The organism is Polaribacter sp. BAL334, from assembly GCF_015767435.1.
Taxonomy (GTDB): Bacteria; Bacteroidota; Bacteroidia; order Flavobacteriales; family Flavobacteriaceae; genus Polaribacter.
This window is the reverse complement of record NZ_JADWOV010000324.1, coordinates 21,799-44,372: the sequence shown is the minus strand read 5'-3', so window position 1 is coordinate 44,372 and position 22,574 is coordinate 21,799. Positions and strand designations below refer to the sequence as shown.

At 31.1% G+C, this 22,574-nt stretch carries 19 protein-coding genes; 16 read left to right on the top strand and 3 right to left on the bottom strand.

Annotated elements, in window-relative coordinates:
• The 12 genes from IU405_RS15515 to IU405_RS15460 form a co-directional block, all read left to right on the top strand.
• On the top strand, nt 1–678 hold a 678-nt coding region (locus IU405_RS15515; protein ID WP_197439526.1), incomplete at its 5' end, for an NAD(P)/FAD-dependent oxidoreductase.
• A 292-nt stretch (nt 679–970) separates the two neighbouring features.
• Nucleotides 971–2,125 carry a homogentisate 1,2-dioxygenase gene (locus IU405_RS15510; protein ID WP_197439525.1) on the top strand — a complete coding sequence of 385 codons (1,155 nt, stop codon included), beginning with the start codon at nt 971–973 and terminating at the stop codon, nt 2,123–2,125.
• Nucleotides 2,126–2,190: 65 nt separating this feature from the next.
• Nucleotides 2,191–2,550 carry a four helix bundle protein gene (locus IU405_RS15505; protein WP_197439531.1) on the top strand — a complete coding sequence of 120 codons (360 nt, stop codon included), beginning with the start codon at nt 2,191–2,193 and terminating at the stop codon, nt 2,548–2,550.
• 47 nt (nt 2,551–2,597) lie between these two features.
• Nucleotides 2,598–3,758, top strand: a complete 1,161-nt coding sequence (gene hppD / locus IU405_RS15500) for a 4-hydroxyphenylpyruvate dioxygenase (protein WP_197439524.1) — start codon at nt 2,598–2,600, stop codon at nt 3,756–3,758.
• Nucleotides 3,759–3,857: 99 nt separating this feature from the next.
• Entirely contained in the window at nt 3,858–4,775 is a 918-nt protein-coding gene (locus tag IU405_RS15495; protein WP_197439523.1) for a tryptophan 2,3-dioxygenase family protein, read from the top strand.
• Nucleotides 4,776–4,878: 103 nt separating this feature from the next.
• The gene (locus tag IU405_RS15490) at nt 4,879–5,643 is read left to right on the top strand and encodes a DUF3108 domain-containing protein (protein WP_197439522.1); all 765 of its coding nucleotides are present in this window, start codon (nt 4,879–4,881) and stop codon (nt 5,641–5,643) included.
• Nucleotides 5,644–5,747: 104 nt separating this feature from the next.
• A complete protein-coding gene (locus tag IU405_RS15485) occupies nt 5,748–7,016 on the top strand; it encodes a M23 family metallopeptidase (RefSeq protein ID WP_197439521.1) in 1,269 nt (422 codons plus the stop codon).
• A 3-nt stretch (nt 7,017–7,019) separates the two neighbouring features.
• Nucleotides 7,020–8,588 (top strand): glucose-6-phosphate isomerase, encoded by a 1,569-nt coding sequence (pgi, locus tag IU405_RS15480; RefSeq protein WP_197439520.1) that lies wholly within the window; start codon nt 7,020–7,022, stop codon nt 8,586–8,588.
• 218 nt (nt 8,589–8,806) lie between these two features.
• Nucleotides 8,807–11,422: a TonB-dependent receptor gene (locus IU405_RS15475; RefSeq protein WP_197439519.1), complete on the top strand. Its 2,616-nt coding sequence runs from the start codon at nt 8,807–8,809 to the stop codon at nt 11,420–11,422.
• A gap of 98 nt (nt 11,423–11,520) precedes the next feature.
• Complete coding sequence (locus tag IU405_RS15470; RefSeq protein ID WP_197439518.1) at nt 11,521–11,946, top strand: hypothetical protein; 426 nt, start codon at nt 11,521–11,523, stop codon at nt 11,944–11,946.
• Between the two features lie 94 nt (nt 11,947–12,040).
• Nucleotides 12,041–12,769 (top strand): lysophospholipid acyltransferase family protein, encoded by a 729-nt coding sequence (locus IU405_RS15465; protein WP_197439517.1) that lies wholly within the window; start codon nt 12,041–12,043, stop codon nt 12,767–12,769.
• The gene (locus IU405_RS15460; RefSeq protein ID WP_197439516.1) at nt 12,770–13,753 is read left to right on the top strand and encodes an acyl-ACP desaturase; all 984 of its coding nucleotides are present in this window, start codon (nt 12,770–12,772) and stop codon (nt 13,751–13,753) included.
• Nucleotides 13,754–13,812: 59 nt separating this feature from the next.
• Here the strand turns inward: IU405_RS15460 and IU405_RS15455 are convergent, their stop codons facing one another.
• On the bottom strand, nt 13,813–14,595 hold the full coding sequence (locus IU405_RS15455) for an amidohydrolase (RefSeq protein ID WP_197439530.1): 783 nt from the start codon (nt 14,593–14,595) through the stop codon (nt 13,813–13,815).
• A gap of 80 nt (nt 14,596–14,675) precedes the next feature.
• Here IU405_RS15455 and IU405_RS15450 point away from each other — a divergent pair, with 80 nt between their 5' ends.
• Nucleotides 14,676–17,414, top strand: a complete 2,739-nt coding sequence (locus IU405_RS15450; RefSeq protein WP_197439515.1) for a PD-(D/E)XK nuclease family protein — start codon at nt 14,676–14,678, stop codon at nt 17,412–17,414.
• Here the strand turns inward: IU405_RS15450 and IU405_RS15445 are convergent, their stop codons facing one another.
• Complete coding sequence (locus IU405_RS15445; RefSeq protein WP_317193383.1) at nt 17,415–18,299, bottom strand: universal stress protein; 885 nt, start codon at nt 18,297–18,299, stop codon at nt 17,415–17,417. It abuts the gene before it with no gap.
• A gap of 112 nt (nt 18,300–18,411) precedes the next feature.
• On the opposite strand from IU405_RS15445, the gene IU405_RS15440 reads away from it, so the two are divergent.
• Nucleotides 18,412–19,821, top strand: coding sequence for a sensor histidine kinase (locus IU405_RS15440; protein WP_197439514.1), 1,410 nt, complete (start codon nt 18,412–18,414; stop codon nt 19,819–19,821).
• Between the two features lie 20 nt (nt 19,822–19,841).
• Nucleotides 19,842–20,624: an enoyl-CoA hydratase/isomerase family protein gene (locus tag IU405_RS15435; protein WP_197439513.1), complete on the top strand. Its 783-nt coding sequence runs from the start codon at nt 19,842–19,844 to the stop codon at nt 20,622–20,624.
• Nucleotides 20,625–20,710: 86 nt separating this feature from the next.
• On the opposite strand, the gene IU405_RS15430 is transcribed toward IU405_RS15435, so the two are convergent.
• Nucleotides 20,711–21,286 (bottom strand): hypothetical protein, encoded by a 576-nt coding sequence (locus IU405_RS15430; protein WP_197439512.1) that lies wholly within the window; start codon nt 21,284–21,286, stop codon nt 20,711–20,713.
• A 412-nt stretch (nt 21,287–21,698) separates the two neighbouring features.
• On the opposite strand from IU405_RS15430, the gene IU405_RS15425 reads away from it, so the two are divergent.
• Nucleotides 21,699–22,571 carry a helix-turn-helix domain-containing protein gene (locus IU405_RS15425; protein ID WP_197439511.1) on the top strand — a complete coding sequence of 291 codons (873 nt, stop codon included), beginning with the start codon at nt 21,699–21,701 and terminating at the stop codon, nt 22,569–22,571.
• Nucleotides 22,572–22,574: the final 3 nt, after the last annotated feature.

The following is a 22,574-nucleotide window of genomic DNA, read 5'->3' as shown; positions in this document are numbered from 1 at the left end:
TTGATTGACAACATTGCTGATTTTGAGGATAAAGGCGTTGAATATATTATCAGAGATCCAGAATTGTATCGCAATAAAAAAGTGGTCATTTCTGGAGGAGGAGATTCTGCTTTGGATTGGTCCATATTTTTGACAAATGTTACTTCCGAAGTTACCTTGATTCACAGAAGAAATGAATTCAGAGGCGCTTTAGATTCTGTTGAAAAAGTACAAGAATTGAAAAATTTAGGCAAGATAAATTTGATAACTCCAGCAGAAGTTACTGGAATTGTTGGAAATGAAAAATTAGAAGCAATTACCATTACCAAAGATGGGGAAACACCTTTCGATTTAGCAACGGATCATTTTATTCCGCTATTTGGATTGTCGCCAAAACTAGGACCAATTGCCAATTGGGGATTAGAAATCGAAAAAAATGCCATCAAAGTGAACAATGCTTTGGATTATCAAACGAATATTCCTGGAATTTACGCGATTGGCGATGTCAATACCTATCCTGGAAAATTAAAGTTGATTTTATGTGGTTTTCACGAAGCAACGTTGATGTGTCAAAGTGCCTATCAACGCATTTTTCCGAACAAAAAATATGTGATGAAATACACCACAGTTGGTGGTGTAGACGGTTTTGATGGCACTAGAAAAGAAGCACCTAAACAGGTTATTAAATCTATTGATTAGGAAGGGATATTCAAAGTTCAGGACTCAATATTCAAAGTTTTGGATTCGTTATTGAGAGTTTCATATTTCGTTTTTGATAAAAAGCGGTGCTTTCATGAGAATTTCAAGTTCCTTAATAAGTTATAAAGCTTTTTCCTCAACTAAAAAGTAAACTACTTTTCCTATCTTTGTACAAATAACGAAATCGATTGAAGTTTTATTTATGTAGCAATTTACCAATGTAAAAATGGTTCAATTTTGTTGCGACAAAGATTGCTACATCGTTTCATTAATTCATTATTACATTAAAACTATGCCTTTTTACCATCAATTAGGAAAAATTCCACCAAAAAGACACACCCAATTCCGAAAAAAAGACGGAAGTTTATATTACGAACAATTGTTTGGAACCATTGGTTTTGACGGAATGTCAACCAATAGTTATCACGAACAAAGACCTACCATGGTCAAAGAAATTCGCAAACAATATTCTGTAGCGCCAAAAATTGCCAAAGCAAATAATATCCAATCGTATCGTTTGCGAGGATTTCAAGTTTCGCCAGAAAATGATTATTTGGAAAGTAGAAAAGTGGTGCTGACCAACTCAGATTGCAATATTATTTTGGCAGCGCCAAAACAATCAATCCAAGATTATTTTTATAAAAATACAGATGCTGATGAGGTCATTTTTATCCATAAAGGATCAGGAAAACTGAGAACGCACTTGGGAAATATCGATTTTAAATACGGAGATTATTTAGTAATTCCACGTGGAATCATTTATAAAATCGATTTTGATTCCGCTGAAAATAGGTTGTTTATTGTAGAAAGTTATCACCCAATTTACACTCCAAAACGTTATCGAAATTGGTTTGGACAATTGTTAGAACACGCTCCTTTTTGTGAACGTGACATCAGAAGACCTTATGAATTAGAAACCAATAATGAATTGGGAGATTTTATCATCAAAGTAAAAAAACAAGGAGAAATCATAGAAATGGTCTATGCTTCTCATCCATTTGATGTAGTTGGTTATGATGGTTACAATTATCCGTATGCATTTTCAATTCATGATTTTGAACCTATTACTGGGCGTATTCATCAACCACCACCTGTGCATCAAACGTTTGAAACGAGTGCTTTTGTAATTTGCAGTTTTGTGCCGCGTTTGTACGATTATCATCCACAGTCAATTCCTGCACCTTATAATCATAGTAATATTGATTCTGATGAGGTGTTGTATTATGTTGATGGTGATTTTATGAGCAGAAACGACATTGAAGCTGGGCATATTTCGTTGCATCCAGCTGGAATTCCTCATGGACCACATCCAGGAGCGACTGAAAGAAGTATTGGAAAAACTTCCACAGAAGAACTGGCTGTTATGGTGGATACATTTAAACCACTGATGCTTACAGAAGAAGCTATGAAAATTGCGGATGAGACGTATTATCAGTCGTGGCTTTAAAAATTAGAGAAAAGAGGAGAGAATAAAGAATAAAGAGAAGAGATAAAAGTTGTATAAAATTGAATATAGAAAAAAGAAAAAGACATAATTATAAGAATTTAAAAATTTGGAATTTGGGCATTGAAATTGTTGATGATGTTTTTGAATTATTAAGTGAATTTCCAAAGGATGAAAAATATGGATTAACATCTCAAATAAGTAGATGTTCTATTTCAATCCCTAGTAATATTGCAGAAGGTTCATCAAGAACAGATAAATCTTTTTCACATTTTTTAGATATTTCACTTGGATCCTCTTTTGAATTAGAAACACAATTAATAATTGCTCAAAAAAGAAACTATTTATCAGAAACACAATTAAAAAGTATTGAAGAAAAAATACAAGAATTTCAGAAAATGACAATGGGTTTTCAAAATAAACTCTAATCTCTTTTTTCTTTATTCTTTTTTCTTTCTTCTATAAATCAGAAAAGATGGCAAAAGAAATACAATCCGTAAACTACGGTTTAGAAAAAATATTTGAAGGAGCGCAAGATTTCCTTCCACTGTTAGGTACAGATTATGTAGAATTTTATGTGGGTAATGCCAAACAAGCTGCCCATTTTTATAAAACTGCATTCGGTTTTCAATCACATGCGTATCGTGGATTGGAAACTGGCTCAAAAGATTCCGTAAGTTATGTGTTAACGCAAGATAAAATCAAGTTAATGCTTACAACTCCGCTAAATAGTAAATCGCCAATCAATGAGCATATTGTAAAACATGGTGATGGTGTAAAAGTAGTAGCACTTTGGGTAGAAGATGCCAGAAGGGCTTATAAAGAAACGGTTTCTAGAGGAGCAAAATCATTCATGACACCCACTGTAGAAAAAGATGAATTTGGAGAAGTAGTTCGTTCTGGAATTTATACGTATGGAGAAACCGTGCACATGTTTGTAGAACGCAAAAATTACAATGGTGTTTTTTTACCAGGATTTCAAAAATGGGAATCAGATTACAATCCGCCAACATCAGGTTTAAAATACATAGATCATATGGTTGGAAATGTGGGTTGGAATCAAATGAATACTTGGGTAAAATTCTATGAAGATGTGATGGGATTTGTCAATTTTTTGTCTTTTGATGACAAACAAATTCATACTGAATATTCTGCATTGATGAGTAAAGTAATGTCGAATGGAAATGGACGAATTAAATTCCCAATAAACGAACCAGCAGAAGGTAAAAAACGATCTCAAATAGAAGAATATTTAGATTTTTACGAAGGTGCAGGAGTGCAACATATTGCCATGGCTACAGATGATATCATCAAAACAGTTTCGCAACTAAAGGCAAACGGAATCGAATTTTTATCTACACCACCAGAAGAATATTACAAATCGGTTCCTGGAAGATTAGAAGCTTTTAGTCATGAATTAAGAGAAGACATTGAAAAACTAAAAGCATTAGGCATCATGATAGATGCTGATGAAGAAGGCTATTTGTTGCAAATTTTCACAAAACCAGTTGAAGATAGGCCAACCTTGTTTTTTGAAATCATTCAAAGAATGGGTGCAAAAGGTTTTGGTGCAGGAAATTTCAAAGCTTTGTTTGAATCTATTGAAAGAGAACAAGCCAAAAGAGGAACGCTATAAGGTTCAATATTTAAAGTTTTAAATTCAAAGTTTTGGGTGATGTCAAATCTCTTTTCTTGATTCTCTTATCTTTGTTCTACAATTTAGATTCTTACTAAAATGAACAAAGACGAAATTTTAAAAGCAATCGAAGAAAAATACAACGAACTTGGCGTTCCTGTTGATGCGATGTTAGAGGGTTTATTGTGGAGCACACCAATTACGTATTGGGATTATATCCAAACAGATGCTTTGCTAGGATTGCAAACACCAAGAACCACACAACCAGATGAAATGGTGTTTATCATGTATCATCAAGTAAATGAATTGTTGTTTAAAATGGTGTTGTGGGAAATTGATCAAGTAGCAAAATCTGATGAAATTTCTGCAGATAAATTCACAATGCATTTGCAAAGAATCAGTCGTTATTTTGATATGTTATGCAGTTCTTTTTCGGTAATGGCTGATGGAATGGAACCTGAACAATATTTAAAATTTAGAAATACGTTAACTCCTGCAAGTGGCTTTCAATCAGCGCAATATCGTAAAATTGAATTTGCTTCTACAGAACTCATCAACTTAATTGATGCGCGTTACAGAGAAACTATTGATAGAAATTCCTCTTTTAAGAATGCTTACAATCATTTGTATTGGCAAGCTGCAGGAAAAAATTATACCACTGGTCAAAAATCAACCTTATTAAATCTTTTTGAAAAAAAATACATGGGAGATTTTATTGATTTTATGGAAGATTATAATGACATTAATTTATCGCTAAAATTTAAACAACTTCCGGTTAAAGTGCAGCAAAATGAAAGTTTGATCAAAGCAATGCGTCATTATGATTACACCGTAAATGTAAAATGGGTGATGGCACATTACAATGCCGCAGCAAAATATTTAGGCGGAAATGACAAAGATTTAGAAGCAACAGGAGGTAGTAGTTGGCGCAAATACATGCATCCAAAGTATCAGCGAAGAATTTTTTACCCTTATTTATGGAGTGAAGACGAACTGAAAAACTGGGGAACTTTTTAAAGTTAAAAAAAACGTTAAAAAGAGATATGAAAATGAATAAATAGTTACTTTTTCTTTTTTGGAACGAGATTTGTCAATCCTTTTTTATATGTTTGATTCCAATATGAAAAAGTACCTAACAATTTTTTTATTTCTTTCGTTTTTGACAGCTCAAGGTCAAGAACAAAAACCTGCTTTTAAAGGCGGAGAATGGCTTCGTTATAAAATGAGTTATAGCGGTTTTTTAAGAGCAGGAACAGCTGTTTTAGAAGTAGAAGAAAAAGAATACCAAGGTAAAAAAGTATTTCACACAAAAGGTACAGGTTGGACTTCAGGAATGATCAAATGGTTTTTTGAAGTAGATGATTATTATGAATCATATTTTGATAAAGAAAACATAAAACCCTATGTTTTCAAAAGAAAGATTTACGAAGGAGGCTATAAAAAGCACACGATAACTACATTCAATCATGATGTAAGAAAAGCTTATGTGCAAGATTTTACACTTCAAAGAGACACTTTAGTAGCATTTAACAAGGTTCAAGACATGCTTTCTTCTTTTTATTATTTAAGAAGTTTAGATGTTTCTAAAATTAAAGTTGGAGATGAAATAAAATTAGACATGTTTTTTGACGAAGAAACCTTTCCTTTCAGGTTGAAGTTTTTAGGAAAACAATCACTTAGAACTCACTTAGGAAAAATAGAAACCTTGGTTTTTAGACCCTATGTTCTCTCTGGAAGGGTATTTAAGGAGCAAGAAAGCGTTACCATTTGGATTTCCAATGATGCTAATAAAATCCCTTTAAAACTAAAGGCAGATTTGCGAGTGGGTTCTTTAACAGCTGAATTAGAAGAGTATAGAGGTTTGGCAAATCCTTTTTTAAAATAGCTTTCAAAATTTTAACAAATCTATTATAACATCTTACTGCTATTGGTTTTTATAAATCAATTTTATTTGTACTTTTGAAAAATTATCAAAAAAGTAACAAATTCTTGAAAAAAGTACTGTATTTACTTGTTTTTATTCTTTCATTTTCATCTTGTAAAAAAGAGGAAAAACAAGAAGTTGAACCTCAGAAAAAAGAAAAAAAATCCGAAATCAGATTTGGCTATAAATTAGATGATTATAACGTAATTCAGGATACCATAAAAAATGGAGAAAGTTTTGGGGTGATACTTGACAGACATCATGTTTTATACCCTCAAATTAATGATATTGCTACTTCTGTAAAAGAAGTTTTTGATGTTACAAAAGTAAAAGCTGGAAAACCATATACTATTTTAACAAGCAAAGATTCTATTCAAAAAGCACAGGTTTTTATTTATAAACATGGTAATGGTAAGGCCACTGTATTAGATTTTAAAGACTCAATCATCACAGCAAAGCTTCACCAAAAACCTATAAAAATTGTCGAAAAAATTGCAACAGGTGTTATCAATTATAACCTTTCAGTAACCATGGATAGTTTGGGATTGAAACCAAATTTAACTTGGGAAGTTGCTGATATTTATGCATGGACGTTGGATTTTTATAGATTGCAAAAAGGCGATTCATTTAAAATTGTTTATGAAGAAAAATTTATTGATGATACCATACATGCTGGATATGGAAAAATAAAATCTGCCGTTTTTAAACACAATGGAAAAAAATTATACGCGTTTCGTTTTTTAGCAGATTCAACTAAGGGTTCTGCAGAATATTACAACGAACTTGGTAATATGTTGCGAAGTCAGTTTTTAAAAGCCCCCATCAAATTCCAATATCGAATTTCATCAAGATACAATTTAAACAGAAAAATTGCCTTGTACGGAAATATTGCAAGACCCCACAAAGGGACAGATTTTGCTGCAAATTACAATACTCCAATCATTGCAACTGCAAGTGGTACAGTCATAGAATCTGCTATGAAAGGTGGTAATGGAAATTACGTAAAAATAAAACACAACAGTACGTATACTACACAGTATTTGCATATGAGTAAACGAAAAGCAAAAGTTGGCGAATATGTAAGGCAAGGGGATGTAATTGGTTATGTTGGTATGACAGGAAATACTTCAGGGCCTCACGTCTGTTATCGTTTTTGGAAATTTGGAAAACAAGTTGATCCTTTACGAGAAAAATTACCAACAGCACAACCAATAGATCAAAGCATAAAACCAAGATTTTTAAAGTTTATTGCACCTTTAAAATATCAATTAGACAACAAAAAAATGCCTGCAAAAAAACCAGACAATATCACAGAAACGATTGCAAAAAAATAACAAATGAGTCTACATAATATCAATCCAACCAAAACACTTTCTTGGGAAAAACTTACAAATCATTTTCAAGATATTCAACATACAACCATCAAAGAATACTATAAAGACCCGAATAGAAAACAAGATTTTTCTATTCAATTTCAGGATGTATTCGTTGATTTTTCGAAAAATAGAATTTCTAAAGAAACCATTTCTCTTTTAGTAAATTTAGCCAAAGAAGTTGGTTTGAAAGAAGCTATTGAAAGTCAGTTTTCAGGAGAAGTAATCAATGTTACAGAAAACAGAGCAGTTTTACATACGGCTTTGCGCAGCAATTCTGATGAACCAATTTTGGTAGATGGAAAAAACATAAAGCCACAAATTCAGGCTGCACTTCGAAAAATAAAGAGCTTTACCAATAAAGTAACCTCTGGAAAATGGAAAGGATATACAGGAAAACCAATAACTGATATTGTAAATATTGGAATTGGTGGTTCTGATTTAGGGCCAGATATGATTGTGGAATCTTTAAAATTCTATAAAAATCAGTTAAATACTCATTTTGTATCAAATGTTGATGGAGATCATGTTTCAGAAATTATCAAAAAACTGAATCCAGAAACGACACTTTTTGTGATTGTTTCAAAAACGTTTACTACTCAAGAAACACTTTCAAATGCAGAAACCATTAAAAATTGGTTTTTAAAATCAGCTACTATTTTTGATATTCCAAAACATTTTGTGGCAGTTTCTACCAATTTAGAAGCAATTGACAATTTCGGAATTTCAAAAGAGAATGTTTTCCCAATGTGGGATTGGGTTGGAGGTCGTTTTTCATTATGGTCAGCAGTGGGGTTATCTATCAGTTTGTCTGTTGGTTTTGAAAATTACAAAGCACTTTTAGACGGTGCAGAAGCAATGGATATCCATTTCAGAAACGAAGATTTTGAGAATAATATTCCAGTAATTTTAGCATTAATTAGCATTTGGTATAATAATTTTTATAACGCAGAAACAGAAGCTGTGTTGCCATATTCACAATATTTATCAAAACTTCCCGCCTATTTACAGCAAGCCATTATGGAAAGTAATGGAAAAGGAGTGGATAGAAATGGTGATAAAATTGATTATCAAACAGGAACGATTGTTTGGGGAAGTACTGGGACCAATATGCAACATGCTTTTATGCAATTGGTGCATCAAGGAACGAAATTAATTCCAGCAGATTTTATAGGATTTAAAGAATCTTTATATGGCTTGACAGATCATCACAAAAAACTGATGGCAAATTTATATGGTCAAATGGATGCTTTGGCTTTTGGTAAAACAGCAGAGGAAGTGCATTTGGAATTAAAATCTTCTGGAAAAGAGGATAAAATCGCAACGTTGTTACCTTTCAAAGTTTTTGAGGGAAATAGACCAAGCAACGCAATTCTTATTGACAAGCTTACACCTGAATCTTTGGGCAAATTAGTCGCTTTGTATGAACATAAAATTTTCACACAGGGAATTTTATGGAATATTTATAGTTATGACCAATTTGGAGTTGAATTAGGAAAAGAATTAGCCAATAAGTTGTTGAAAAATCAATAAATATTCCTTTCTTTTTCTGACAAAACAAAATTTAATGAATTCCTAAAAATTTGTTAATAAACCTGTTTATAAGTAAGTAGTTGATTATTAGACAATAATCTTGATTTTCTTTAGTTTTGAGTGTCTTAATTTCTTGTTAAAACTTAACATTAAATTAACATTGCAATACTTCAAAAGCATGAATTTTGCGACAAATTAAAACAACTTAAAATTAAACAATGAAAAATTTTAAAAATGTATTATTTGTAGCTTTGTTTTTAATAACAGCTACAGTTTTAGGACAAACTAAAATTTCAGGAATTATTGTTGACGAAACAAATCAACCTTTACCTGGAGCAAGTATCTTAGAAAAAGGAACTAAAAACGGAACAGAAACAAATTTTGACGGAAAATTTACTTTAGAGGCAAAATCTAAATCTGGAGTTTTAGTAATTTCTTATATTGGATACAAATCAAGAGAAGTTGCCTTCAATTCATCAAGTGCGAATGTAGGTACTTTAAAATTAAGAGTTGATGAAAACTCTTTAGAAGAAGTAGTTATTATTGGAAAAGGAGTAATCGATTTATCAGGAGGTAGAACTACTCCTGTAGCAGTGTCAACTATTAAAGCTGCAGAAATTCAAAAAAAGATTGGAACTCAAGACGTTACTATGGCGCTTGTAAATACTCCATCTATTTATGTATCAGGTCAAGCAGGGGGTTTTGGAGATTCTAGAATTTCTGTTCGTGGTTTTGATCAAACAAACACAGCATTCTTATTAAACGGACAACCTATCAATGGTATGGAAGATGGTAGAATGTATTGGTCTAACTGGTCTGGAGTAAATGATATTGCTAGTGCAGTTCAAATCCAAAGAGGTTTAGGAGCATCTAAATTGGCAATCTCTTCAGTGGGAGGTACAATGAACTTTGTAACTAAAACTACTGATAAAGAAGAAGGAGGATCTTTTTATGTTGGAACTGCAAATGACAGTTACATCAAAACTACTGCAATGTATAACACAGGAGTTAGCAAAAGTGGTTGGGGAACTAGCGTAATGTTATCTCACTGGCAAGGAAATGGTTATAATAACGGAACAAGAGGTCAAGGTCAAACTTACTTTATCTCATTTGGTTACAAACCTAACGAAAATCACAACTTTAACTTTTTGATTACTGGTGCTCCTCAGTGGCATGATCAAAACTTTACAAAAAGAATTTCTGACTATTTAACCAATGGTTATAAATTTAACAATAACTATGGCTTTTACCAAGGTGAATATTTGTCAGAAAGAAGAAACTTTTATCACAAACCAGTAATCAATTTAAACTGGGATTACCAAATTTCTGATGCTTCAAGTTTATCAACAGTTGTATATGCTTCATTTGGACGTGGTGGGGGAACTGGAAACTATGGTAGATCTGCTGCAAGAATTAGAACTGCTGATGGTTTAATTGATTATGATGCAATTTTCGCTAATAACTCTGCTAAACCTAATGGTGAAGGTACTTTCGGTAATAATGCTTACGCAACAAGAGCTTCTATGAACTTACATAGTTGGTATGGTGTTGTATCAAATTTTGAGCATAAAATCAATGACAACTTAACTTGGAATATTGGTGCTGATTTAAGAACATACTACGGTACTCACTTCAGACAAATTTCAAATTTTCATGGATTAACTTCTTGGACCGAAGATAGAAGATTAAGAGATGGTTCTAACCTTACAACAGGAAATCCTATATCAAATACAGTTACTGAAACTGGTAAAGCAGATCCTTGGGTAGCTACTTTTAATACAATGGCTGAAAACCAAAGAATAGATTATGATAATAGTGAAAGAATTTCTTATGCTGGATTATTTACTCAGTTAGAGTATGCTAATGATTTTATGTCTGCATTCTTCCAAGGGTCAGTTTCTAATCAATCTCACCAAAGATTTGATAGATATGATTATTTGCCAGAATTTAAAGATTCACCAAAAGTAAGTAATGCTGGTTACAACTTAAAATTTGGTGCAAGTTTTAAAGTAACAGACGCAAGTACTATCTACATGAACACTGGTTATTATTCTCGTCAACCATATCATGACAATATTTTTAACAACTTTACAAATGCCATCAACCCAAGTTCTCAAAATGAAAAAATCTTTGGTTTAGAGTTGGGTTATAACTTCAAATCAGAATTCTTTTCTGGAAGCGTAAATTTGTATAGTACAAGCTGGAAAGATAGAATTAATGGATTTACAAATGTTGCAAATAATGTGGTAACTATTACAGAAACTACAGGACAAAGCCAATTACATAAAGGTATTGAGTTTGATTTTGTTGCAAATATTACTAGTCAATTAAAATTAAAAGGTTTTGCATCTATTGGTGATTGGAAATATGTTGGAGAACTTATTTCAAGACAACTAGACGAAAACAGAAATGTAATTAGCGAGGCTGCACCAGTTAATGTTGACGGAATCAATGTAGGTGATGCTGCACAAACTTCTTATGGTTTAGGTATTGACTATACAATTATTGAAAACTTAAGTGTTGATTCTGATTTCAGATTTTATGACAGATTATTCTCAAATGTAAGTCCAACTCGAGGAGAATTACAATTGCCTTCATATGGATTACTTGATATGGGAGTTTCTTATAGATTAAATTTAGGAAAATCTAACTCAAAATCTTTAGATTTTAGAGCTAATGTAAACAACGTTTTAGACAGAAGATATATTTCTGAATTAACTACTGCAAACCAAGCAACTTCAGGAGCAACTTTATACAGAGGTATAAATGTTACAAACAATGGTTTCTTTGGATGGGGAAGAACTTGGAACGCAAGTGTTCGTTACAATTTCTAATCAAAATTTATAGTATATTTTCAAAAACCACCTCAACTGAGGTGGTTTTTTTTTATTTAAAATCCCTAACTTTACAACTTTTAAAAAACACGACAATCATGATAGATATTCATTCTTATTGGGCATATTTAGTAGTTATTTTATTAGTTATCGCTGTTGTAAATGCCATTATCGGACTTACTCAAAAAAAACAATTTACCGACAAAGATTTGCGAATTGGACTTTTTACATTGATAGTTTCTCATATTCAATTGCTTATAGGTTTAACGTGGTATTTTATGTCTCCATATTTTAGCATGTTAACTTCCAATACAGCAGAAGTAATGAAAACCAAAGAATTAAGATTATTGGCTCTAGAACATCCAGTAATGATGATTTTAGCACTTGTTTTGATTACAATAGGTTGGTCTAAACACAAAAAGAAAACTACAGATGCAGCTAAATTCAAAACTTTTATAATTTTTTATGGATTAGGATTGGTATTCATTTTGTCAAAAATTCCATGGACTAATTGGTTTAATTAATGAAATCGCCATTAATAAAGCGTTTGCTTAAGCAAACACCAATGAATAAATATGCGATTGCATATGTGACCGATAAAAAATATAATTTACACATATGAAAATTTTAAGTTACATTCTTTCACCAATCTTTGCATTGGTTTTCTATGCTTTGCTGATTATTTTTCATCCAATTCAATGGCTTGGATTAAAACTTTTTGGATATAAAGGGCATAAATTTGTGGTTGATTACATGAATTTTACGCTTATAAAATCTCTTTTAGTACTTTTAATTCCCGTAAAATTTGAAAATAAGCTGGACTTACCAGAAAACACAACACTCATTTTTGTTGCCAATCATCAAGGAATGTTTGACATTCCACCCATCATTTGGAAATTCAGAAAACACCATCCAAAGTTTGTTTCAAAAGTAGAATTAGGCAAAGGAATACCAAGTATTTCCTTCAATTTAAGACATGGAGGTGCAGCACTGATTAATAGAAAAGACAGCAAACAAGCGATTGCTGAGCTCACTGCTTTTGCAAAAAAAATAAATACCAATAAATGGTCTGCAGTTATTTTTCCTGAAGGCACAAGAAGTAGAAACGGTCAACCAAAAGAATTCGCTGTAAATGGGTTAAAAGTGCTCACCAAATACAATAAAGAAGGATTTGTTGTACCTTTAACCATCAATAATTCCTGGAAAGTATTCAAATATGGTAAGTTTCCTTTAGGAATTGGAAGTACAATTTCTATCAAAACGCACGAACCTATCAAAATAGATTCTTTACCTTTTGAAGAATTATTCGCAAAAACAGAAACAATTATTACAAAATCAATTTTATAAATGTCAATACAAAATATCAGAAAAGAAGTGATGCTTACCCTAGAAAAAAGCATCAATACTATTTTTAACAACTATTTAATTCCTGCTGAAAAAATTTGGCAGCCAACCGATTTTTTACCCAATTCACAAAGCGATAATTTCATCAGTGAAATAGAAGAAATTCGTGAAATTTCTAAAGAATTGGAAGACGATTTTTGGGTAGTTTTAGTAGGTGATACCATCACTGAAGAAGCTTTGCCAACTTACGAATCTTGGTTATTAGATTTGGACGGAATCACACAAGATCCTGATAATAATTGGGCGAAATGGGTAAGAGCTTGGACTGCAGAGGAAAACAGACATGGTGATGTTTTGAACAAATATTTGTATTTATCAGGACGTGTAAACATGCGTGAAGTAGAAATTTCAACCCAACATTTAATTACTGATGGTTTTGATATTGGGACATCTACAGACCCTTACAAAAACTTTGTTTATACCAGTTTTCAAGAATTAGCAACCTACGTTTCTCATAATAATGTGGCTAAAATTGCCAAACAAAGAGGTCATAAAGCATTGGCAAAAATGTCAAAAATAATTGCAGGTGATGAAATGCGACATCACTTGGCATATACACATTTTGTAAAAGAAATTTTTAAAATCGATGCAAGTGAAATGATGTTGGCTTTTCAACACATGATGAAACATAAAATTGTGATGCCAGCAATGCATTTAAGAGAATCTTTCAACGGAAAAGGCAGTCTGTTCAACGATTTTTCTACAGTTGCTCAAAGAATTGGCGTTTACACTGGCTATGATTATATCGATATTTTGAAAAAATTAATTGCCTCTTGGGAAATTGATAAAATCACGAACTTAACTCCTGAAGCAGAAAAAGCAAGAGATTTCTTGATGAATTTGCCAGATAGAATGACCAGAATTACAGAAAGAATGATTATTCCTGATACTAAATTCGAATTTAAATGGATGATTCAACCAAGTTAATTTCCATAATATAACAAAATCAAAAAAGCCCTTTAAATTTTTTAAAAGGGCTTTTTTGTTTACAAATCAATAGAAAATGAATCTTTGTCTTTTAAAAATCCCAATTTTTCTCTTGTGTTTTCTTGGTCTTTTTTATTGATTTTTGAAACAATAATTCCTTCTTCATTGTATTGCAAATCAGAAAGTTGGATTCCTAAATAATCAATAATTAACGAATTTCCACAATACTCATATCCATTATCATCCTTACCAATTCTATTCACACCAATTACATAACTCATATTTTCAATAGCTCTAGCTTTTAAAAGCGTATCCCAAGCTTTTATGCGTGCAATTGGCCAACTTGCCACATACAATAACAAATCATAATTTTCAGTATTTCTAGCCCAAACAGGAAATCGTAAATCATAGCAAATCAAACCGCAAATTCTCCAACCTTGAAAGTCAATGATTGTTTTTTTCTTTCCAGAAGTGTATATTTTATCCTCTCCAGCCAATGTAAATGTGTGGTGTTTGTCATAAAAATCAATTTTTTTTGAAGGATGAACAAAAACCAATCTATTATAGAAATGATTTTCTTCTTCAATGACCAAACTTCCTACAATTGCCAAATTCTTTTTAGAAGCCAATTTTTGCATCCAAGAAATGGTAACTCCATCCATTTTTTCCGCAACTTTTTGAGCATTCATCGTAAATCCTGAAGTAAACATTTCTGGTAAAACCACGATATCAATTTCATCAGAAAGTGAATTTATTTTTTCTTCAAAATAATTTCTATTCTCTGCTGGATTTTCCCAAATTAAATGCGATTGAATTCCTGCAATCATCAATTCATTTTTCATAAAAATAAGCGTAAAATAATATGCGACTATAAAAGTAAGTTTTTGTACTTTAGAAATTCCAATTTGAATCAAAAAATTCTATGCAATCTTTCATTTCTGATACCTTACTAGACATCATAAAAACATCAAAATCTTTTGAAAATGCAGTTTTTATTTTGCCTTCTCAAAGAGCGAAAGTATTTGTAAAACAAGCTTGTAAAGAACATCTTACAGTTGGTTTTTTGCCAGAAATCATCACCATTGAACAATTGATTCAACAAATTTCAGAAATTGAAAAAGCAGATACTATCTACTTGTTATTCCAATTTTATGAAGTGTATAAAAGTATCGAAAAAAATCCAGATTCGTTTGATGTTTTTGCTTCATGGGCATTTACGGTTTTACAAGATTTTAATGAAATAGACCAACATCTTGTGGATAGTAAGGATATTTTTGTGTACATCAGAGATATTGAACGTTTGAAAAAATGGTCCGTTAAAGGAACCTTTTCTGAAACGGATTTGATAAAAAACCATCACCATTTTTTAGAAAAATTATACCAATATTATGAAGCTTTTTATGAATTTTTAATCAATAAAAGTATTGGTTATCAAGGAATGTTATACAGAGAATCTTGTAAAAAAATAGATCAATTTGCAGCTAAAAACCAACATAAAAAGTATTTTTTTATAGGATTCAATGCGCTTAATAAAGTTGAGGAATTTATTTTTAAAAAAATGTTGGAATCAAATAATGCTGCTATCTATTGGGATATTGATGAGGAATTTTTACATTCCAATCATCAAGCAGGAAATTTTATGAGGAAGTATAAAAGTACCTGGAAATACTTTGAAAAGAGTCCTTTTAAATCGCCTGTAAATTATTTTTCTTCTGAAAAAAATATCCAAATTATTGGCGCTTCAAAAAGCATCACACAGCAAAAATATGTCGCAGAAATTCTTGAAAATCTGCCAAATTTGAATAACACAGCACTGGTTTTAGCAGATGAAACCTTATTGCCAATTGCGCTGAATTCTTTGCCAAAAAATGTAAACGGAATCAATATTACTATGGGATATCCTTTGAAAGATGTTCCTGCAAGTCAACTATTTTTGGCTATTTTCCAGTTATTTTTATCGCAAGAAAAACTTCAGAAAACTGTTACAAATCAATTTTATTACAAAGATTCTTTTCGTGTTTTGAAACATCCGTTTTTGGGGAAATTCATTGAAAATAATGACTTATTTTTTAAGAAAGTAATCCATGAAAATAGATTGTTTCTCTCTCAAAAGGAGTTGGAATCTTTGCTCAAATTTCAATCGAATGAAGCAAAAAAAGTAATACTCGATTTGTTTCAACCATTTTCAACGATTGCTCAGTTTATCGAAACTATTTTATCATTGATTTTTTTCTTAAAAGAAGAAGCAAATACGCTAGAAAAAGAATATTTATTTCGATTTTATACCATTTTTACACAACTCAAATCATTGCATCAGAAGTTTTCTTTTTTCAATGATTTAAAGGTGTTTGTTCAGTTTTTTAAACAGTTGATAGCTACAGAAAACCTTTCTTTTCAGGGTGAACCTTTGCAAGGTTTGCAATTGATGGGAATGTTAGAAACCCGTGTGTTGGATTTTGAAACCATTATTTTAGCTTCGGCAAACGAGGGAATTTTACCTGCAAACAAACAACAAACATCTTTCATTCCTTTTGATGTGAAAATTACTTTTGGATTGCCTACTTACAAAGAAAAAGACGCCATTTTTTCATATCATTTTTTTAGATTGTTGCAAAGAGCTAAAAACGTTTTTATTCTTTATAACACAGAACAAGATCATTTTGGGAGTGGAGAAAAAAGTCGATTTATTACACAATTGGAAATGATGAAAAAAGATATTTCACATAAAATCATTTCTCCAAAAGTGATTTCAAAACCTATAAAATTAAAGGAAATTCATAAAAATACAGCTATTCAAAATCGCATCATTGAAATGGCAAAAAATGGAATTTCTCCTTCAACAATCACTAGTTTTTTATACAATCCTATTCAGTTTTACAAACAAAAAGTGTTGAAAATTAAAGAATTTTCTGAGGTTGAAGAGACAATTGCACACAACACTTTGGGAACAGTTGTTCACGAAACGTTGGATGAATTGTACAGACCTTTTATTGGAAATTATCTGAAATCCACGGATATTATTGAAATGGAAAAAAAGGCAAAAGATTTGGTCATTGCAAAATTTTCAAAGCATTTTATGAACGGAAATATTACTACAGGAAAAAATCGGCTGATTTTTGAAGTTGCGAATAGATTTGTAAGTAATTTTTTATCAAAAGAAAAAGAGTTATTAGAGGATGAACAAAATCAGTTAAAAATTATAGCAACTGAACAAAATTTAGCCATCGAAATTGAGATGGAAGGTTTTGAGTTCCCTGTAAAAATTCATGGAAATGTAGATAGAATTGATGAGTTGAATGGCGTTTTACGAATTATTGATTACAAAACGGGAAAGGTGGTGAAAGGAAATTTAAAGGCGAGTGATTTTGAAAAATTGCGCGAAGAGAAATTTCACAAAGCAATTCAAGTGTTGATGTATGCTTTTTTATTTACAAAAAGTACTTCATTTGATTTCTCAAAACCTTTAGAAGCTGGTATTTATTCGTTCAAAAATTTGAAAGAAGGGTTTTTGCAAGTTGACTTTGCTGAAAAATACAAATCCCCAGAAACCTTGATTTCTGAGGAAAAGTTAGATAATTTTTTGGCTATTTTAAAAGTTTATATCAAAGAAATGTTCAATCCTGAAGTGCCTTTTTTAGAGCCTTCTGATTTGAGATATTGATTATTTCTTTCCTTTCAAAATCAATAAAGGCATGTTCGCGTAAAATTCAGATTTTTGAATGGTACTTTTTTCCCATAATTTTCTGAAAAACCCTCTTTTACGTCTAAAAACACACAAAATATCAGGATTAAAAGAATTTAAATGTTCTAAAACCCCCATATAAGTAGTCGTGTTTTCTGTGATTGTCAGTGTATTTTTTACTTTTTCAAGCTCTTTGTCTAGCACTAAATCTTCTTCTGTATAATCAGGAGTTTTCACCAAAAGCAAATCTACTGTTGGATGAAATGTTTGCACAAAAAAATGCAACGGTTTTAAAGCGGCTTTTTTGCTAACAATTCCCGATCTAAAAGCCATTAAAATCGTTTTTACGGGTTGATATTTATAGTTTTCTGGCACAACTAGCATGGGAATTTCGGTTTGTTTTACCAAACTTCCTGCTGTTTTTCCCAAATAAATTTCTTCTCTAATAGAATTACTTTTTGCTCCAATAATGATTAAATCGATACCAATTTCTTCTTCAATGGAGTGAACGCTTTCTATTACTGATCCTTTTGCAGAAATCATTTTCACTTCTACATTTTTAGTATCAACAGCATTCACCAATGTTTTTAAATAAAGATTAGTTTCACGTTCAATAATGCTATCCACATTGATGATTGTTCCCGCTTTTGATAAAGAACTATATGCTCTGAAAACAAAAATATTTGCCTGAATTTCATTGGCAAAATCAATAGCATATTGCAAGTTATTTTGAGCACTTTCAGTAGATCCAATAGGTACAAGAATATTTTGCATAGAGTCGTTTTTAGGTTGCAAAGTTACTGATTTTTCAGTTTCTTTTGCTTCTTGTTTGATGAGATTGATATTTTTTCGATTATTTAACAATCATCAAAAGATAAAGTAAGACTAAAAAGCACTATTTTTAGACAATATTTTAAAGCTGTAATTATTGTTATCCTTCCAAAAAATTTCTCTTCGAATACGTATATTTATATCAATGATTTTATTGGTATTCTTGGCGTCAATACTCATTTTGTTAGTTACGGTTTATCAATATGATGAACAAACTCACGATTATAATTTACAGCGTTTTGAGCGAAAAGAATCTACAGCATTTCAAATTATTGAGCTAGAATTGACCAATAAAACAACCTATCCAATCAATACCGAAAACCTATATAAAATCTTTAAAGAACGTATTTACGAGATTTCATCTATCAATAAATTGAATATTTCAATGTATGATTTGCATGGAAATTTATTAGTTTCTTCTAAAACAAATGCTTTCGAAAAAACAGCAATTGAACCTCTTGAATATGATTTATTGAATGAATTGGCTCAAAACTCAAATCATCGAATTTTAAAAACGAAAGAAGAAGATGGTTCTAGTTTTCAAACCTCTTTTATGTATATTAACGATATCAAATTTAAGCGAATTGGTATTGTTGAAATGCAGTTAACACAGGACAATTCCGAAGTTGAGTACGAATTACGAGAGTTCATTTCAAGACTGAGTTTGGTGTATTTGTTGATGTTTATCATCGCAATTTCATTGGCTTATTTTTTGTCAAGTTACATCACAAAATCCATCAAATCTATTTCTGAAAAAATGCATCAAACACGTTTGAATCAGCGAAATGAAAAAATTTTATTGGATGCATCAAGTTCAGAAATTGAAATTTTGGTGGAAGCGTACAATAATATGATTGATCAATTGGAAGAAAGTGCTTCAAAATTGGCAAAAAGTGAACGAGAACAAGCTTGGAGAGAAATGGCAAAACAAGTGGCTCATGAAATCAAAAATCCGTTAACTCCAATGCGATTGACAATTCAAAGTTTTGAAAGAAAATTCAATCCTGAAGATGAAAATATCAAGCAAAAGTTGTCAGAATATACAAAAACCTTGATTCAACAAATAGATTTAATGAGTTCAATTGCGTCCGCTTTTTCTGATTTTGCGAAAATGCCAACACAAAATAAGGAAGAAATTGAGGTAATAAATGTTATAAAATTAGCGATTGATATTTTCAACGAAGACAATATTCAGTTTCAGTGCGAGGAATCAGAAATTTATGCTTTTTTAGATAAAACACAGTTAATCAGAATTATAACGAATTTGGTTAAAAATGCCTTACAAGCAACTGAAGAAGTTGAAAATCCAATGGTTATAGTGGCTGTTTCTTCTCTGGATAATTCATTGAAAATAACGGTTTTTGATAATGGAAAAGGAATTGCTGACGAAATGAAAGAATTGATTTTTGAACCTAAATTCACCACCAAAACAAGTGGAATGGGATTAGGATTGGCAATGATTAAGAGTATTATTGAAGCTTATGATGGAACAATTAGTTTTGTTTCAGAAAAAAATAAAGGAACTACTTTTACAGTAATTTTACCAAAAAAATAACTAATTTTAAATTGAAAATAATGAATTTTGAAACGATTTTAATTGATAAAAATGAGGGAATTGCAACAATTACCATCAATAGACCTCAAAAATTAAATGCCTTAAACAAAACCACTATTTTTGAATTGCACACAGCCTTAAAATCACTTGAATCTGATGCTAGTATACAAGTAATGATCATCATTGGAAGTGGAGAAAAAGCGTTTGTTGCTGGTGCAGATATCTCAGAATTTGCCAATTTTTCAACTTCGGAAGGAAAAGATTTAGCTAGAAAAGGACAAGAAATGTTATTTAACTTTATTGAAAACCTCAAAAAACCAGTTATTGCTGCCATCAATGGTTTTGCTTTGGGTGGTGGTTTAGAATTGGCAATGTCATGTCATTTCAGAATTGCTTCAGACAATGCAAAAATGGGTTTACCTGAAGTTTCTTTGGGCGTAATTCCTGGTTATGGAGGCACACAACGTTTGCCACAATTGGTTGGAAAAGGAAAAGCGATGGAACTAATTATGACTGCAGGAATGATTTCTGCAAATGAAGCTAAAGATGTAGGATTGGTAAATCATGTGACAACTCAAGAGGAATTAATGGGCTTTACTAAAAAAATTGCTGAAAAAATCATGAGAAATTCGCCAGTTGCAATTGCTGAAGCCATCAAAGCAATTAATGCCAATTTTGACACAGCAAAAAATGGTTTTGAAGTTGAAATTGAAGCATTTGGAAACTGTTTTGGGACTCCTGATTTTATAGAAGGAACTACAGCATTTTTAGAAAAAAGAAAACCAAATTTTCCAGGATTTTAGCAATGTAGGCAAAGAAAAAAGCGGGCTAATCACACCCGCTTTAATCAAATCTACAATCTACTTAACTAATCTAATCTATGAAATCTTTATATTTTAAAGGAATTCCTGTATTTTCTATCCTGATTATAAACCACTACTGTATAAGCACCTTTCTTTTCCGAATCTAATTTATAAACTCTGTTTAATATTGTTTCAGCTTTTACTGTTTCTGAAAAAATCACCTCATTTTCAAAATAAATAGCGATTTGAGTAGGTTCAGCATCAAATTCAATCTTTGAAACCATTACAATGTTTTCTTGATTTCTGATGACAGGTTTAAAAATTATTTTTTCTTCATCTGATAATAAAATCACTTGATTTGGAGAAACTTGAAATCTTTTGATGACAATTTCATAATCTTTGTCCATCTCAATTACATAATTTCCTTCATCTAAAGAAGTTACATCTAAAATTTTAGACAAATTTCCATTTTCTGATATCGTTTCTGAATACAATTCTGATCCGTTTTTATCTTTAATGGTTAAAGAATGTCCTTTTTTTACATTTTTGAATTCTACTGTTACTTTTTTTGTTTTGTCTGTGAAATTATTTTTAATTTCTGTGTTTGAAAAGCTTACTAATGAACTGATTAATAATGCTATTGTTATAATTTGTTTTTTCATTTTTTTACTTTTTTGGGGTTTACTGTATTGTTTTTCCTCCGTTTTTCTTCAATATAATGCCTAATACCACAATTTGGAAAATGTACATTGTAATAAAAATGGCGATTACTGAAATAAATAAAATACTATTACTGTTTACCATGTATTATTTTTGTGCAAAGTTATGGTGCAACTATAGTTTATATTACAACAAAATTGGTATATTTATGTCCTATTTTAACTCTAAATGTTTTGTTAAAATGGATTAAAGTTAAAATAGAACACATAAAAGATAATTCTATATAGATTATCCTATCTTTCTATCGTAATTTTGTACTTAATTAGAAAAGAGCATGCACTGAAACTGATGTCAAATACGAAAAAATCATAGGTGAATTGCAAATGATAGACAAAATACCTTTAAGATCAACAAATGAAACAAATCAAACCAACATTAGAAAAGATTACGCCCAATTTTGGTAGTTCTTTATTGGTGAAGAAACATGTTGAGTTTTTAAAAACCAATACTCCTTTTTGGCATTTTCATCCTGAAATTGAATTGGTGTATGTAAATAAAGGTCGTGGAAAAAGACATATTGGCAATCATATTAGTTATTTTAACAATAGTCAATTGGTTTTAATTGGTTCAAATCTTCCTCATGTTGGTTATATTGATAGATTGACAACTAATGGTTCTGAAACATTAATTCAGTTCAAACCCGATTTTTTAGGAGAACATTTTTTTAAAATTCCAGAAATGTTGCCTATTGAGGCACTTTTTGAAAGAGCAAAAAAAGGAGTTCGTTTTAATATTGATATCAAACAACGAATTGGCGCAAAAATTGAACAATTGGTTGAAATTGATGGAGCTGAAAGAATCATAGCTTTTTTAAATATTTTAAAAGATTTAGCGAACACTGATGATTATACGTTGTTGAATGCCAATGGTTTTGCTTTTGAAACCATTCCTCAAGACAGCAATAAAATCGAAATTATTTACAAACATATCAATGAACATTTCCAAGAACACATCAGTTTAGATGAAATTGCGGAACTTGTAAGCATGACAGTACCTGCTTTTTGTAGGTATTTTAAAAAATCAACAGGAAAAACGTTTACGCAATTGGTCAATGAATACAGAGTGGTGCATGCCACAAAATTATTGGCGGAAAGCACAATGAGTATTTCTGATATTTGTTTTGAATGTGGATTTAATAATTTTTCACATTTCAACAAATTATTCAATGCTATTACTGGAAAAAGCGCTTCAAAATATCGAAGCGAAATGAAAAACTTAATTCAATAAGCA

What these genes read in the sequence shown, in the direction of transcription:
- IU405_RS15510 (WP_197439525.1), top strand. Translation starts at nt 971, where the DNA reads ATGCCTTTTTACCATCAATTAGGAAAAATTCCACCAAAAAGACACACC.
- hppD (WP_197439524.1), top strand. Translation starts at nt 2,598, where the DNA reads ATGGCAAAAGAAATACAATCCGTAAACTACGGTTTAGAAAAAATATTT.
- IU405_RS15495 (WP_197439523.1), top strand. Translation starts at nt 3,858, where the DNA reads ATGAACAAAGACGAAATTTTAAAAGCAATCGAAGAAAAATACAACGAA.
- IU405_RS15490 (WP_197439522.1), top strand. Translation starts at nt 4,879, where the DNA reads ATGAAAAAGTACCTAACAATTTTTTTATTTCTTTCGTTTTTGACAGCT.
- pgi (WP_197439520.1), top strand. Translation starts at nt 7,020, where the DNA reads ATGAGTCTACATAATATCAATCCAACCAAAACACTTTCTTGGGAAAAA.
- IU405_RS15475 (WP_197439519.1), top strand. Translation starts at nt 8,807, where the DNA reads ATGAAAAATTTTAAAAATGTATTATTTGTAGCTTTGTTTTTAATAACA.
- IU405_RS15470 (WP_197439518.1), top strand. Translation starts at nt 11,521, where the DNA reads ATGATAGATATTCATTCTTATTGGGCATATTTAGTAGTTATTTTATTA.
- IU405_RS15465 (WP_197439517.1), top strand. Translation starts at nt 12,041, where the DNA reads ATGAAAATTTTAAGTTACATTCTTTCACCAATCTTTGCATTGGTTTTC.
- IU405_RS15460 (WP_197439516.1), top strand. Translation starts at nt 12,770, where the DNA reads ATGTCAATACAAAATATCAGAAAAGAAGTGATGCTTACCCTAGAAAAA.
- IU405_RS15455 (WP_197439530.1), bottom strand. Translation starts at nt 14,595, where the DNA reads ATGAAAAATGAATTGATGATTGCAGGAATTCAATCGCATTTAATTTGG.
- IU405_RS15450 (WP_197439515.1), top strand. Translation starts at nt 14,676, where the DNA reads ATGCAATCTTTCATTTCTGATACCTTACTAGACATCATAAAAACATCA.
- IU405_RS15440 (WP_197439514.1), top strand. Translation starts at nt 18,412, where the DNA reads ATGATTTTATTGGTATTCTTGGCGTCAATACTCATTTTGTTAGTTACG.
- IU405_RS15435 (WP_197439513.1), top strand. Translation starts at nt 19,842, where the DNA reads ATGAATTTTGAAACGATTTTAATTGATAAAAATGAGGGAATTGCAACA.
- IU405_RS15430 (WP_197439512.1), bottom strand. Translation starts at nt 21,286, where the DNA reads ATGAAAAAACAAATTATAACAATAGCATTATTAATCAGTTCATTAGTA.
- IU405_RS15425 (WP_197439511.1), top strand. Translation starts at nt 21,699, where the DNA reads ATGAAACAAATCAAACCAACATTAGAAAAGATTACGCCCAATTTTGGT.